The organism is Clostridium aromativorans (assembly GCF_020908015.1).
Classification (GTDB): domain Bacteria; phylum Bacillota; class Clostridia; order Clostridiales; family Clostridiaceae; genus Clostridium_B; species Clostridium_B aromativorans.
Genome location: NZ_JAJJPB010000013.1, coordinates 20,547 through 35,374, shown reverse-complemented (window position 1 = coordinate 35,374; position 14,828 = coordinate 20,547). Strand labels below are relative to the sequence as shown.

Sequence of the window (14,828 nt, the reverse complement as noted above, 5' to 3'; positions counted from 1 at the left end):
TTATTATTTCAATATATTGAAATAATAACTTATAAAAAGAAGGGAGAGAAAAGCTTTTTAATATCTTAAATAAAATATTAGAGGAGTGAAAAAAATGTCAGAAAAAGCTAAAGAAGCTAATAAAAAACTAACTGTAATACCATTGGCATTAATGTGCGTTACATCAGTATTTATGTTTCCGAATATTCCTAGAGCATTTCTGCTTATGGGCTATGCAGCAATCCCATGGTATATATTAGCTGCAATAACATTTCTGGTTCCATTTGCATTTATGGTTGCAGAATATGGTGCCGCATTTAAAAAAGAAAAAGGTGGTATTTATTCATGGCTTGAAAAAGTTGTTGGCGCCAAATATGCATTTATTTCCATATTTATGTGGTATGTTGGCTGGCTAGTGTGGATAACGCTGACTTCTAATTCAATATGGGTTCATTTTTCAACTATGCTTTTGGGTAAAGACACAACTTCAAATTGGTCTTTCTTGGGATTAAATGCAACTCATACTTTGGGACTATTAACTATAGTATTTGTTTTTGCATTAACTTTTACGGCAACTAAAGGTTTAGACAAAATAATAAAAATAACTTCCCTAGGAGGTATTTCAGTAGCGTTTATCAATATAGTTGCTTATATTGGTGCGATAATAGTATTTATACTAAATCATGGGCATTTAGCTCAGGCTATTAATGCGCAGGCACTTGTTCATTCACCTAACCCTGGTTATCAATCAGTTGTATCAATAATATCTTTTATATCTTTTGCAATACTTGCTTATGCTGGTATTGAAGTAGTTGCAGGCGTTACAGACCAAACGGAGAATGCTGAAAAGAACTTCCCAAAAGGTGTTTTAATCGGTGCTGCCTTTATTGCAGTCTGCTATGCTCTGGGCATATTTGCAGTTGGCATATTTACCAGCTGGACTGGTGTATTAGGTGGAAAAGATGTAAATATGGTCAACGTAACAATTATTATTATGAATAACTTAGGCGTTGAAATAGGTAAAGGATTATCATTAAGTACGGCTGCTTCAATATCACTCGGTAACTGGTTAGGGCGATTTGTTGGATTATCATTATTTCTAACTTATCTTGGTGCTTTAGTTTCATACTCATATTCACCTATAAAGCAGTTGGTGGAAGGAACTCCAAAGGAATTATGGCCTGGAAACCTGTCACAGATTAAAGATGGTCTTCCTAAAAATGCCATGTGGATCCAATGCATTATTATTATCCTTTTCATATTATTTGTAAGTTTAGGAGGACAAGGAGCATCTGCTTTCTTTGACAAACTGGTACTGATGACTAATGTTGCTACTACATTGCCATATATATTCATCGCAGGTGCATTTGCTAAATTTAAGAAGAATGAAGAAATTGAGAAGCCATTTGTAGTGTACAAAAATTATAAGAGTTCACTGATATGGACAATAATAGTAACAGCTACAGTTTTAATAGCTAATGTAGCAGTAATAATTAAACCTGCATTAACAAAAGGAGACTTTGCATCATCATTATGGATGATAGCCGGGCCTGCAATATTTGCAGTAGTTGCATTATTGATGTACGGAAGATATGAAAATATAATGAAAGGAAAAGGAAATTTACCTATATAATAAAGAAGATACAAAAGCATAATGTAAAATATATTTAACAGGAGGAAAATTTAAGTGAAAACATTTAAGGTATTTGATGCTCATTCTGACATACTAGCTGATGTTACTGATAAAAGAATGAAAGGCAAAAAAAACATATTGCGGAACTATCATATTGGTAGATTGCAAAAGGGCAATGTAAATGGCATATTATTGGCAGTTTGGATTGATCCTCCATATGTTAACAATCCTACTAAAAGAATGATGGACATTTTAGCAGCAACCTGTGAAGAAATAGGGGATATGAAAGATTGTGCAGCTGTTGCAGAAAATGCTCAGGATATTAGAAATATACAGGCCTCGGGGAAACTTGCTATTGTTTTAGGAATGGAAGGACTCAGCGGATTAAAAGGAAATGTTGATGTTTTAAGCATGCTTTACCGTTTAGGAATAAGACATGCTATGCTGACTTGGAATGAAGAAAATGAATTTGCTACAGGTGTTAAAAGTCCTAATAAAGAACGTGGAGTTACTAAAATCGGATTTGAAGCGCTTACAAAGATGGAAAATTTAGGCATATTAATAGATACATCTCATGCAAATGAAAAAACTTTTTGGGACATATATGAAAAAACGACAAAACCTTTTATCGCTTCCCATTCTAACGTTTATAATATTTGTAATACAGAACGTAATTTAAAGGATGATCAAATTAAAGCAATTGCAGAGAGAAAAGGCGTGATTGGGATGAATTCATGGGCAGGTTTTATTGACAAACAAAAACCCTGTGTTGAAAAATTAGCAGATCATATAGACTACATTACAGATTTAGTCGGCATCGATTATATTAGCTTCGGATTCGATTTTTGTGATTTTCTAAATTCAGATGCAATGTCATTCAGTAAAAACGGTAATGGTGCAACACCTGGTCTAGAAGATGCATCTAAAATACCTAACTTAATAAACATTTTAATTAAAAGAGGTTATAAATCTGAAGATATAGAAAAGATAGCTTATAAAAACATAATGAGAGTATTGGAAGATGTATTAAATTAATTAGTAATAGGCTGTACCTAGATTTGTGTAAATCAAATCCAGGTACGTTATTTTTATGTATGTATAAGCTGAAATAATGTTTTTTTAATTTACAGACTTTTTTCACAGTCCTCTCCCATCCAGCTCTCTTGTTGTATTCTTTGTCCTACTTTCATCTATATATGCTCCTTTATATATGCTCCTTGACTTCGGCTTCGGGATTGAGTCTTACATCTTTTAAGGCCCACTTTTTAAATTCCTGATATCCGGTTCTGTCCACAATATATCCCACATGTTCTTTCCCACCGGGAGCATTTTTATCAATATAGTTTTCTATATAGTCATAGGTATTTAAAATTATCCTTACTATACTGTTTTCATCATCTATCCATTTGATGAATTCACGGCCGATTCTGGGATCCTTTTTGCCGGTTCTTCCCATTATAACCAGCTTGTAATATTTTTTACCACTTCTTGTCCATGCACCTGCCGGACATTTGCCCACACATTCCCCGCAGCCTATACACTTGCTGTCATCTCTCACCACTTTGAAATTTTCAAAGCTGAGGGCATCTGCAGACCTGAGCCTGCAGTTGCTGACACAGGACTTGCAGCCTATACACCTGTAGCTGTCATACTGCGGCTCCGTCATGCCTATGATCCCAAAATCATGCATCCTGGCCTTTATACAGTCATTAGGACACCCTGTAAGGGCAATCTTCACATGATAGTCATTGGGAAATATGGCCTTTTCTATTTTTTTTGCAAAAGAGGTGGTATCGTAATTTGCAAAAGGACACACCCTGCTGCCTATACAGGCGCAGACATTTCTCGTACCTGAAGCCTGATACCCTCCATTCACATTACTCTGATTTATTCCAAGCCCTTCAATAACAGGCTGTATGAGTTTATTTATCAGGGCTATGTTCTTCATGTCAATTCCGGGTATTTCAAACCCCTGCCTGGTTGTAATATGAATTGTACCATTTCCATATTCCTCTGAAATTTTTTGGAGCATGGTAAAATACTCCGCCTTAATATGTCCTCCCGGCACTCTTATCCTTATGGCAGTTTTACCTCTTTCCTTGGTTACCCTGAATGCATTTTTTTTCAAGACTTTTGTATTGATGTCCATAACTTACCCTCCTTTTCTAATCCACCAGGTGTTTGGCCTTCACATAGTTAAATACCGGACCTTCCAGACATATATAGGTGTCATTCATCCTGCAGTGACCGCACTTTCCCAAACCGCAGCACATTTTTCTCTCATAGGAAACCCAAATATTTTCTTCACTGATTCCCTTCTTTAAAAATTCCTCTATGGTAAATTTCATCATCATCGGGGGACCGACTACAATAACCTGCGCCTGCTTTAAATTTTCAACGGGAAGATCCTCTATATATTTTGTAACAAGCCCTACATTTCCATGGTAATCTTCACCTGCTCTGTCCACAGTTAAAATCACATTGGCATTTTTACTCCACTTTTCTATATTGTCTCTGAACAAAATGTCCTCCGGAGACTTGAAACCCACAATCACATTGAGGTTTGTGACTTCATCCCTATTATAGGCAAAATAATCTATTATGCCTTTTACAGAGGCTGTACCCGTCCCTCCTGCAGCTACCACCAGTTCTCTGTGCTTATACAAATTCACATCAAAGCCATTTCCATAGGGGCCTCTCATGAAAAGCCTGTCTCCTTTGAAGAAACTGTGAATTATGTCTGTAACTCTGCCCACACGCCTTATGGTGAGATCTACATAGTCCTTTCCTATTTCACATACGGATATAGGTGCCTCCCCATATTTGGGAATTGAAACTTCAAAGAACTGTCCAGGCCTTACTTCCCCTGAAAACTCCATTCTAAAGGTGTAGTCAATATCAGTGTGCTTTTTTATATCAATTATTCTGCTTGCCTCTGGCAAATACATATTTTCCATTTATATCACCTCACTGCATCATTTAATTTATTCACACAATTTGAAAAAGATATATATTCGGGACATACATCATCACATCTTCCGCACCCTACACACATGTTATATCCAAATCTCTTTTTAAAATCATAGACCTTGTGCATTACCTTGAACCTCATTCTATCACCCTTGTCCTGCCTGAAGCTGTGCCCTCCGGCTATATCCGTATATCCGTCTACCTGACAGGATGCCCATACTCTCCTTCTTTCACCCGTGTTTTTATTATCCCTGTAAAAAATATCCTGCATGGAAAAACACGTACAGGTTCCGCACACCAGGTTGCACCTTCCACAGGCAATGCATCTCCTAGAATATTCCTTCCACATAGAATTGTTGAAAATACTTTCATCTATATTTTCAGGAATATTCACTTTTACCTCATTGGATTTTACAAAACAGGGGTTTACATCACACTGCTTTACGTCCTTAAAATAGCCTTCAAAACTCTTGTCTCTGCATTCTATAAAGACTTTGTCATCTCTACATCTCACAAATAGATCATATTCCCGGGTGGTATTGCACCCCATGCTGCAGCAAAAACAATTCTCAAAGCTGTGTTCACATTCCATAAGCACAAATTTAACTTTATCCCGCAGCTTTTTATAATAGACATCCTCGGAACCATTTCTCAAATAAATTTCATCAATCCTCTTTATGGCATGAATGTCACAGCTCCTTAAAAAAATCAGTATTTTCTTGTCATCTGTACCGGGCTCTTTTACAGAATCTTCAGTGAAATAAAATAATGTCTGGGTAATCGGGAGCAGTACTTCCTTAGGCGAAAAGTCAGACTTGGCATTAAATTCTATTTCTTCAATGGTATTCACCTGCCCGTATCTTACTGAATCCGTATCAGAAAACCTTCCCCTGCCCTTCAGTTTCACTGGAGCATATACTCTGCAGTTTTCTCGTAATTTCCTCAAGAAACAGTTAAATCCTTCGGTATCAGTTACAAAACCCATTTCTCATTTTCCTCCTTAAAATATTGATACAAAGATTGCCATATATTTAACATAGCATAAATACAAAAAATAAAGCGTGATATAAATCACGCTTCAGTAAAAAACTGTGTTTGCATTAAACGTTACAAACACAGTTTTGGTTTCTCCTTATTTTATATTGTGAAATCTCATCAGCAGGCTAAATTCCCCTAAAATATACAGACAGGGCTTCCGGATCTACAACTACTATCCTTTTATTTTGAAATTTGATCATTCCCTTTTTCTTAAAACCATTCATACATCTTGAGACAGTCTCCCTGGTACTGCCAAGCATATCTGCCAGATAGGTTATACTTATATTCAAGTCAATAAGCGTACCTTCTCCAGTTTTCACACCATAATCCCTGGATAATTTCCACAGTTTGGCTGCCAACTTTTTATCCATTCTCAAGGGCACCGTATTTTTCAGCTGCCTGTAAAGTCTCCTTATTTTTTTAGCCATGGAATTCATTATAATACAGGTAAGAGCAAAATCACCTGCCATGAGCTCCATCAGATCCGATTTTAAGAAATACAGGATGCAGCTATCTTCAAAGGCCTGACAGCTTATGGATGCAGGCAGATTTTCAAAGGCGACCTCATTTATAAAGTCCCCATCATTTAAAATATAGATAATTCTTTTCTGTCCTTCCTCCGATATCCTGTACATGGTTACCTTGCCTTTCAAAATAAGGTAAATTTTATCCACTTTGTCTTTTTCATAAAATAATACTTTGCCCTTAGGAGCGGTCAGATAGGGATTTATAATTCCTGAAAAATTCGGCATAGTCGTTGATATTCGGCTATGCCGTTTTTTCGTTTAGTTTGGTAAGTCGATAGCGCCAATGCAGTTATAAAAAATCTGAATCCGCTGAGTTCTGCGGCCATCTACCTTTTCAGCCTTGAATACTATAATTTTGTCAATGAACTCTCTAATAATCTCTGCATCCAATTCTGTAATTTCTGTGTACTTTTTAACCAGTGCCAAAAAGCGGTCGGTATTGAGGGACTGTTCATTTGCTGTATCAATGGTATGTTTTAATTTGGTTATCCTTTCTTCCAGAGCCTTCTGCTCGGCTTCATATTCAGCCGACATCTTGTAAAAACGCTCTTCGGGAATTTTGCCCATCACATTGTCCTCATATAGCTTTCGAATGATTTTATCTATGTCAGCAATACGAGCCTGTGCTTGTTCATACTCCTTTTGACTTTGGCGGAGTTCTTTGGCAAGTTCCTTTTCTGAGTTATTCATAACTATACGGATGAATTCCTGTTCATGGTCTTTGGCAAAGGAGGTTACACGTCTTAAGTCTTCTAGCAAAAGCTGTTCCACTACAACGTTGCGTATCTGATGTGAACTGCACATACCCTTTTTCTTGCGGTAAGTAGCACAAACGAAGTATTCCTTATCGTGTGTCCATCCCTTGCCTCTAACCTGATACAGCTTTGCTCCACAGTCGGCACAAAACATCATGCCAGAAAGCATTCCCATTTCACCTAATCGTGATGGTCTTCGCTTACCATCTCTGATTTTCTGCACTGTTTCCCAAGTCCCCTCATCAATAATTGCTTCATGGGTATTTTTGAAAACCAGCCATTCTTCTGGATTGTTCATTATCTTGACTTTGCTCTTGTAGGACTTTTTAGAAGTCTTGAAATTCACTGTGTGACCTAGATATTCCATTTTAGCCAGAATATCTGCTACGGTACGAGCCGACCAAGCATATGGGTTTTCAGGCGGTCTTGCTGGAGTGTTAATACCCATTTTGCGAAGATGAACCGTAGGTGTATCAATGCATCGCTTTTCAAGTTGCTTTGCTATCTGCGTGGGTCCAAAGCCAGCCATACACAGTCGAAAAATATCTCTGACCACCTCGGCAGCTTTCTCATCTATAATCCAGTGCAACTTGTCTTTAGGGTTTTTAATATAACCGTAAGGCGGATTGGTGCAGAGCGGCTTACCGGACTGTCCCTTGGATTTGAACACAGCACGGATTTTCTTGCTAGTATCTTTAGCGTACCATTCATTAATAATGTTAAGAAACGGTGTAAAGTCACTGTCTGCTTGGTTTGCACTATCAATACCGTTGTTAATAGCAATGAATCGTACATCTGCTTCAGGAAACATAATCTCGGTATAATATCCTACTTTGAGGTAATCCCTGCCAAAGCGGGACATATCCTTGATGATAATCGTTCCGATTCTACCGGACTCTATATCTGCAATCATGCGGTTAAAGTCTGGTCTATCAAAAGTTGTACCGCTGACCCCATCATCCACATAGAATTCGATGTTGCGAAAACCGTTGTCCTCAGCATATTTTTTTAGAATTGCCTTCTGGTTTACTATACTGTTGCTGTCCCCTGCAAGCTCATCATCACGGGAAAGCCTGCAGTAAAGAGCAGTAATTTTTGCTTCTTCAAATGCTAATGTTGATTTACGTATAGTGCTAAATGTTGACTGTCTATTCATTTTTCTCCTCCATTTCCGACAGTCTTCAAGCGGTTTAGCACTATGTATATTACCGTACTACCTTGAAGAAGTCGAGTTGATTTCCATGGGTTTATATGAACTATCAGATAACTTTGAAAGGTTTTTTGCGTTGACCGTAATCAGTCGTTTCAGCTTGGAATATGCACTTTCCTTTGCTGAATCACTTACTCGTGATTCCACCACATAGACCGTACCTCCGATATCGGATTTGGTTGTGCGGCTGTTAATTTGGTTTTCCATATCTTGACCTCCTGTCCGATGTTTTGAAGGAACTGGCACTGTGCAGAATTGATGACTCAGTGCCTAATCCATTATTTAAGCTTTTATTTGTAATATTTTCAGAGCATCTGGTTGAATTAGCTTCCCATCCAATCTCTCGTAAGCAGAAAATCCAATCTGCCCCTGCAATGCATATAACTCACTTAATTTTTTTATTGTTATTGGCTGACGCTCAATCAGCCAGTAGTATGATAAATCTCCAAATACAATGCTTTTCGCTCCTGCAGATACTGTAGGCATATATGGAGAGGTAACTACAGGCTTTCCGAAGATGGTGTTATCTGAAGAATTCCACAGATAACTACCGCTTGTATCTTTAAGGGTTCTAAGAAGCATGGCAGTATTATCGTGCATGATAAACACAGCGTTATTTCGGTATTCATCTTTTAATGAAAAATACAGCGAAATAATCTCGTCAAAAGAGATGGTAGCACTATCTGCTGTAGTTACATCTGCATCTGCTGTAAGGATACCTGTTGGCTGTGTTGTGCCATTTCCATTAAGCAATGCATTTTCCTCAGCCTTGCCAAAACGCTTCGCAAAATCACCCATCAGATATTTTTCAAGATTAAAGTTCATATCGGTGACGAATGAGCGGTTTAGCTTGACAAGAGATGCCAGCTTGTATGATTTCACCAGAAACTGTGTAAATGTATCGGCACTTTCGGGAATTGGATCTCCGTCTTCAACCCAATCTGCTGTACCCGTTGAGGATACCGCTTGAATTTTACCTTCTGCAGAAGATAGATTGATAACAGTAGCAAATCTGCGGAATATATTCTCCTTTGCCAAAGCAGTGTTAAAGCCTTCTCGGAACTCGTCTGGTGCGACATAGGCTCCTGCATTATCAAAGCCCTCTCTTAGATTTTGATTATTTTCTTCTTTTCCTTTCATAACATTCCAAAATGCTCTATTATAAGTTGTTGATGTTGCCATAATCGTTTACCTCCTAAATTTTATTAAATGTGGGGTATATACCCCGTTTGAAACCGCGTTTTTTTACGCGTTGCCCCACGCCCGTTGTCCAAATGAAAAGGTGTGGAGATTTGAACTCCCCTAGGGGGTAGGTATTAACACATGGAGTTGTATCCAGTGGTTTAGTGGTTTTAAGCTTTGTAGCAAGATGTAGCAGGTAAAAACTAAACTCTCTATACGAGAGCGATTTTTTATATAACCTGTTTTTCTTGCTACAAGCTGCTACACTGTGTTTAAATAAGAAAAAATTCTTCTTCAGTCAGCTTATATCCGATAAGCATTGTGGTCATTCCACCACCAGAACGTGGTCGTTTCCGTTCTACACGGGCGATAGCTGTTAATGCTTGTTTGAAGTTTCTTGCATTCTCCGAATAACATCCATTAGCACTGCACCAACGCTGATACCGGGCATACACTTCGGATGTCCGCACCTCACTATTAGGACTTTCCTCCAAGGCATCCTCGAAAAATAATGCTATTTTATCGCTGTCACGCTTATAAGCCTCCGTTGCTGTCTTAACGGAATCAGGTAAAGTCAAGCCCTCCTTCTTTAACAGCTGATAGCCTTCAATTAGCCAGTTGAGGATAGCACTCTGATTCTTCGCTTTGGCAAATTCACGTTTTAGGTTTTTATCCTGATCGCTTTCATCAAAGTGTCGTTCAAAAGGGATAATCACCACTCTGCCACTGGAAAACAGCGTCATATCCGTAATAACGGGCAGATAATTGGTGTTGATATAAAGCTTAAACTTTGGTGAAAAGTCAAAAGAATTCTCATGTAGAAATCTTGCGTTGATGGTGTCACCACCCGTCATGCTTTTTACCTGTGCAGCATTTAAGACAAGTCCTCTGCTAGGTTCGGAGATATTCACAAAGCGTACTCCTGCAAGCCGGGCAATATCTTCACTTGGACTTGAACTATTATTGTTCTTTTTCAGACTGATAGTCTCCGGCCTTGCGGTACAGCCATAACTGCCTAATACCTTAAGAACGCTCTCACATAGCGTACCTTTACCGTTTCGAGTTGTAGCACCATAGAGAACAAACAGGCATTCATACCGAGTGTCTCCGCTGATACTGTAGCCAAAGGCTTTTTGGAGGAATTTTGCCTTTTCCTCATCTCCGCTCATAATCTCATGAATAAATCTATCCCATCGCTCGCTTTTTGCTTCTGGGTCATATTTAACGCCAGATATCTTTGTAAGTCTGTCCTCGCTGTTGTGGGGATGAAAATCCATGGATATTAAAAACAATGTTCCATTGGCACAGTTGAGCACCTGCGGGTCTTGGTCAAATTCAGCCATTGATATGGGATATACGCTCTGTGCATCCTTAAGCACCGTTTCTCGGTATCTTCTTGACTGCCACTTTCGGCAATAGTCAATGTATGCCTTTCTTTGATGTTCATCCTGAATAGTCAAAGCATAGGTTAGTAGTTGGTTAGCCAATGATTTACACATTTCCATTACTTTGAGATTACCGACATCAGGAATCCAAATACCATTCTCATAGCAAAACCACATCTTCCTTTCGGGAACAAAGCGGGCAAAAGATCTATAATAATCAGCAAACAGCCTGCTTGCCCCAATATCCGTCCAAGGGTAGCGTTCGTTACTCTCAGGCTTAAAGCCAGCAAGGGAACATTCTCCAAAATCTTCTGTAGCTGATGAACGCTTACCACCTGGTTTATATATTTCAGTAGCATTTGCAATTGCTTTTTCTATGGTTATCATTCCATAAGTACTGCCGGACTGTGATCTATTCCATTTATCTCGCATTAGGCCGCTCTGCCGAAAAAGTCTGTCTATCTGTCCAATATCTCTTCCACACCAAAATGCCAGCATACCGCAAAGTGCCAAATCAGCTTCACTGGCAGAAGCATAGCCTGATGTATCCCCTTGCCATAATGCTTTGAACCTTTCTCCGTTTGCCGATTTTAAACCCTTCTCAATAACAGACTTGTCAGACAGATAGGATTGACTTTCTGTATCCAGAAGTTGCTTCACAGTGGTAGGACGTAGCATATACTTGTCTAGTATCATCTGTAGTTCATTCGATTTCTCCGCTATATCACCATTCGCATACACATTGCCCGTTACGGTAACAAAGCGGTTTGTTGATCCAGCCACATAGACCTCAACTCCCAGCTTTCTGTTGTTGATATAATATTTTGTTTTGTCAAAGTTAAAGCCTGTGGCCTTAAAGAAAATATGAAGCCCTTTTTCAGATGGACTGTGTTCCATATAACAACCACTAAAAGCCTCTACAACAATTTGGGCAACAGGCTTAAGCTTACCACCACTATCAAAGCAATCATCTAAGTCGATAACACATATGTCATTACCCACCAAAAATCCGATACCGTCATATTTACTTATAGCAGCTACCGCCGAACTAAAATCTTTAAATGTACCACGTTGATTTGGTTTTGCCCTTTTTCCCGTTACTGGGTTATAGGGAACTTTGGTTTTTCTACCACTTCGCTCTTCATATTTCCAACAGCAAAACTGTGGCTTACTTTTAAGTATCTGTGGCAAGTTATCATATTGTGTTTTCAGTTACTTCACCTCCTTGCCTTTTATAAATGACCCGAAACACTACTGTTCCAGAGGGTTTGCCTTGTTTGACACAACCTCGTTATCTTTCAAGGAATACGCTCGGAATTATCGTCATGGCATATTCTGCTTGAAGTATCTCTTGCATTTCGGGGTATTCAGTTGTCAAGGAGCAGTGAGAGAAAAACTATGTTTTCATTGATTGTTCATGAGAAAGGCAGATCCACAGAGTTTGCTAAGGTAATTTCCTCTCATCCTCCACAGGCCTCAAACCTGCAGTTTGAGTACAGGAACAAATATTTCTGTGAATTGCTTTCCTCTACTAATAGCCGAAATTATTAACCCCTTAGCTAATGCCACAGCAAATAGCTTACTCGAATGGTCAAGCAAAGTATTTTCCTCTCACCTTATAGCCTTGGTAGGGCACATTAGTTGAGGATTTTCTAAAAATATTTTTCTTCCTCATCCATAAGCGAAGAATTCTATTGATTCGAACCCCTAAAATAAAAAATAGCCTGTCTTTTTTCCAGAAAAGACGGCTGTAATGTTTATGCTTTTGCTCAAATTTGAGCGAAAGTGGTATTAAATTTAAGAAGGCTTAATGCTGTAGTTTTGGATTTTTCAATTAGACTTTTCGACTTTTTTGTCTAAAAGCTTTAATTCGAACATCTTAAGATAAATGCGTAAATAGAAGATTATGATTGAAACAGATGAAAAATAATGTGAAATTAAAAATTTATACTGTTTATAGCGTGTTTCTGTGATATAATTATTATATTTGTGGGAGGTGCAAAAAATGGCAATACATTATAACAAACTATGGAAGCTGCTAATCGATAAGAATATGAAAAAGAAAGATTTGCAACGCCTTTCCGGTGTTAGCTCGGCAACTATCACAAAGCTTGGCAGAAACGAAAATGTAAATACAGAAATACTTCAAAAAATATGCACAGCTTTAGAATGTGACATCTGTGATATTTTAGAGTTTGTACCTGATAAAATTGAGAAAGGCAAGGTGAATGATAACAATGATTAAGGATATTATGAATGCCAATGATAGTGCAACACCGAACAGTCGAGAAATGGCTGTATTAAAAGAAAATTTCCCCTCATGTTTTAAGGCAGATGGGTCCTTTGATATTGAACGGTTTAAGGAATTTTTAAGTGATAAGATTGCTGTCACAGGAGAGGGTTATGAACTTAAGTTTTTGGGTAAAAACTATGCCCGATTGCTGGCTTCAATTGATACTACAACAGTTGTTGTGCCAGACGAGGAACATAACTTAAAACCAGAAAATATGAACAGTGAAAATATCTACATAAGTGGCGACAACCTTGATGGATTAAAGCATCTCTTGAAGTCCTATTCACGCAAAGTCAAATTGATATATATTGATCCGCCATATAATACGGGAACAGACGGATTTGTCTACAATGACAGCTTCAATTTTACTATAGAGGAATTATCTGAAAAGTTGAGTATAAGTGAAGAGCAGGCAAAACGTATTCTCGATCTAACAAAGCGTGGTTCAGCGTCTCATTCTGCATGGTTGATGTTTATGTATTCACGTCTTTTGCTTGCTAGGGATTTGCTATCCGATGATGGTTTAATCTTCATTTCTATTGATGACAACGAGAATCATAATCTTAAACTTTTATGTGATGATGTTTTTGGAGAAGATAATTTTCGAAATCAAATCGCTATTCGTAGAGGAGCAAAATCTGTTCAAGCACAGTTTGAAACATGGGATAAACTTGGTCAAAGTGTTGAATACTTGCTATTTTATTCGAGAAATTCTAGTTATAGATTTCCTAAACAAATGAAACTACTTGATGATATGCGTCAAGGTTCTTGGAATAATCACTGGCGCGGAACTGACCGTCCAACGATGCGGTATCCTTTATTTGGAATCACACCAGAGAGTGGTCAGTGGCGTTGGGGCAAAGAGCGTAGTTATCTTGCCATCGAAAATTATAAAAAGATGTTAAATGATATAGGTGTTGATGAAAAGTCAATCACACAAGAGCAAATTGATGAATGGTATTCAAATCAAGATGATGACTGTGATCTTCTTCGGCTATCCGATTCCGGTAAACCTGAACACTATATACCACCGACAGATTCAACGCTGTTAAATACTTCTTGGATGGATTTATTGGTTGGAAGCTCATCCGAAATAAAAAGATTGTTTGGGAAAACTGTTTTTGACACAGCAAAACTGACTGCGATGTTACAGAGGGTTATTGCTTTCGCAGATAATGATGCAATTATTCTGGATTTCTTTTCCGGGTCTGCCTCTACCGCACATGCCGTTATGGCACTTAATGCAGAGGATGGAGGAACACGTAAATATATCATGGTGCAGATACCAGAGAAAGTTAAAGAAGGCAGCATAGCTGATAAGTGTGGTTATTCTACTATTGATCAAATCGGAATGGATCGTATTAAGCAAGCTGCAAAAGCAATAAAAACTGATTATCCAGATACAACAGCGGATCTTGGCTTTAAACATTATACACTTGTCGAGCCAGCTAGCGATACTCTAGACAAGATTGAAAAGTTTGACCCTACTGAAAATAAATTATTTGCTGACAAAGACATTCTTAGTGATTTTGGGAAACCTACCGTCCTTGCAACGTGGCTTGTTAGAGATGGATATGGACTTACAGCAGATGCTGAGGAGTTAAATTTTGCTGGATACAATGGCTATTATATAGGAAAACATCTTTACCTAATTGACCCGGAATTGTCTAATAAGGCGATTGAAGCCATTGTAGTAAAATATGAAACTGACGGCAGCTTTAATCCTGAGAACGTGGTGTTATTCGGTTATAGTTTTACATGGACGGAAATGGAAGCTTTAAAAATTAATTTGAAACGGTTGAAGGATACAGAGAAAAACTTGCGTATCAACTTCGATATCCGTTATTGATTGGAGG

The 14,828-nt window shown here is 38.2% G+C and carries 12 protein-coding genes; 4 read left to right on the top strand and 8 right to left on the bottom strand.

What is annotated here, in order from left to right; translation table 11 throughout:
- Window positions 1–94 precede the first annotated feature (94 nt).
- Together yjeM and LN736_RS10980 are read left to right on the top strand one after the other, a co-directional pair.
- Entirely contained in the window at window positions 95–1,612 is a 1,518-nt protein-coding gene (yjeM, locus tag LN736_RS10985; protein ID WP_150355648.1) for a glutamate/gamma-aminobutyrate family transporter YjeM, read from the top strand.
- A 54-nt stretch (window positions 1,613–1,666) separates the two neighbouring features.
- Entirely contained in the window at window positions 1,667–2,647 is a 981-nt protein-coding gene (locus LN736_RS10980) for a dipeptidase (protein ID WP_179977550.1), read from the top strand.
- A gap of 169 nt (window positions 2,648–2,816) precedes the next feature.
- Here the strand turns inward: LN736_RS10980 and asrC are convergent, their stop codons facing one another.
- The 8 genes from asrC to LN736_RS10940 all read right to left on the bottom strand — a co-directional run bounded on the left by asrC (window position 2,817) and on the right by LN736_RS10940 (window position 11,870).
- Window positions 2,817–3,761, bottom strand: coding sequence for a sulfite reductase subunit C (asrC, locus tag LN736_RS10975; RefSeq protein ID WP_229981535.1), 945 nt, complete (start codon window positions 3,759–3,761; stop codon window positions 2,817–2,819).
- 16 nt (window positions 3,762–3,777) lie between these two features.
- Window positions 3,778–4,569, bottom strand: coding sequence for an anaerobic sulfite reductase subunit AsrB (gene asrB, locus LN736_RS10970; protein WP_150355645.1), 792 nt, complete (start codon window positions 4,567–4,569; stop codon window positions 3,778–3,780).
- 5 nt (window positions 4,570–4,574) lie between these two features.
- Window positions 4,575–5,567, bottom strand: a complete 993-nt coding sequence (gene asrA, locus LN736_RS10965) for an anaerobic sulfite reductase subunit AsrA (protein WP_150355644.1) — start codon at window positions 5,565–5,567, stop codon at window positions 4,575–4,577.
- A gap of 178 nt (window positions 5,568–5,745) precedes the next feature.
- On the bottom strand, window positions 5,746–6,372 hold the full coding sequence (locus tag LN736_RS10960; protein ID WP_229981534.1) for a Crp/Fnr family transcriptional regulator: 627 nt from the start codon (window positions 6,370–6,372) through the stop codon (window positions 5,746–5,748).
- 33 nt (window positions 6,373–6,405) lie between these two features.
- The gene (locus LN736_RS10955) at window positions 6,406–8,058 is read right to left on the bottom strand and encodes a recombinase family protein (protein WP_229981533.1); all 1,653 of its coding nucleotides are present in this window, start codon (window positions 8,056–8,058) and stop codon (window positions 6,406–6,408) included.
- A gap of 57 nt (window positions 8,059–8,115) precedes the next feature.
- Complete coding sequence (locus tag LN736_RS10950) at window positions 8,116–8,319, bottom strand: transposon-encoded TnpW family protein (RefSeq protein ID WP_268253858.1); 204 nt, start codon at window positions 8,317–8,319, stop codon at window positions 8,116–8,118.
- A 75-nt stretch (window positions 8,320–8,394) separates the two neighbouring features.
- Window positions 8,395–9,294, bottom strand: coding sequence for a phage major capsid protein (locus tag LN736_RS10945; protein ID WP_229981531.1), 900 nt, complete (start codon window positions 9,292–9,294; stop codon window positions 8,395–8,397).
- A gap of 272 nt (window positions 9,295–9,566) precedes the next feature.
- Window positions 9,567–11,870, bottom strand: coding sequence for a phage/plasmid primase, P4 family (locus tag LN736_RS10940; RefSeq protein ID WP_229981530.1), 2,304 nt, complete (start codon window positions 11,868–11,870; stop codon window positions 9,567–9,569).
- Between the two features lie 814 nt (window positions 11,871–12,684).
- Here LN736_RS10940 and LN736_RS10935 point away from each other — a divergent pair.
- Both LN736_RS10935 and LN736_RS10930 read left to right on the top strand, forming a co-directional pair.
- Window positions 12,685–12,924: a helix-turn-helix domain-containing protein gene (locus LN736_RS10935; RefSeq protein WP_012103576.1), complete on the top strand. Its 240-nt coding sequence runs from the start codon at window positions 12,685–12,687 to the stop codon at window positions 12,922–12,924.
- Window positions 12,917–14,821 (top strand): site-specific DNA-methyltransferase, encoded by a 1,905-nt coding sequence (locus LN736_RS10930; protein ID WP_229981529.1) that lies wholly within the window; start codon window positions 12,917–12,919, stop codon window positions 14,819–14,821. Before LN736_RS10935 ends, LN736_RS10930 begins: the two co-directional genes overlap by 8 nt.
- The last annotated feature ends 7 nt before the right edge of the window (window positions 14,822–14,828 follow it).

Excerpts from the sequence above, each read along its gene's own strand:
- asrB (WP_150355645.1), bottom strand. The coding sequence starts at position 4,569 with ATGGAAAATATGTATTTGCCAGAGGCAAGCAGAATAATTGATATAAAA.
- asrA (WP_150355644.1), bottom strand. The coding sequence starts at position 5,567 with ATGGGTTTTGTAACTGATACCGAAGGATTTAACTGTTTCTTGAGGAAA.
- LN736_RS10945 (WP_229981531.1), bottom strand. The coding sequence starts at position 9,294 with ATGGCAACATCAACAACTTATAATAGAGCATTTTGGAATGTTATGAAA.
- LN736_RS10950 (WP_268253858.1), bottom strand. The coding sequence starts at position 8,319 with ATGGAAAACCAAATTAACAGCCGCACAACCAAATCCGATATCGGAGGT.
- LN736_RS10955 (WP_229981533.1), bottom strand. The coding sequence starts at position 8,058 with ATGAATAGACAGTCAACATTTAGCACTATACGTAAATCAACATTAGCA.
- LN736_RS10960 (WP_229981534.1), bottom strand. The coding sequence starts at position 6,372 with ATGCCGAATTTTTCAGGAATTATAAATCCCTATCTGACCGCTCCTAAG.
- LN736_RS10935 (WP_012103576.1), top strand. The coding sequence starts at position 12,685 with ATGGCAATACATTATAACAAACTATGGAAGCTGCTAATCGATAAGAAT.
- yjeM (WP_150355648.1), top strand. The coding sequence starts at position 95 with ATGTCAGAAAAAGCTAAAGAAGCTAATAAAAAACTAACTGTAATACCA.
- LN736_RS10930 (WP_229981529.1), top strand. The coding sequence starts at position 12,917 with ATGATTAAGGATATTATGAATGCCAATGATAGTGCAACACCGAACAGT.
- asrC (WP_229981535.1), bottom strand. The coding sequence starts at position 3,761 with ATGGACATCAATACAAAAGTCTTGAAAAAAAATGCATTCAGGGTAACC.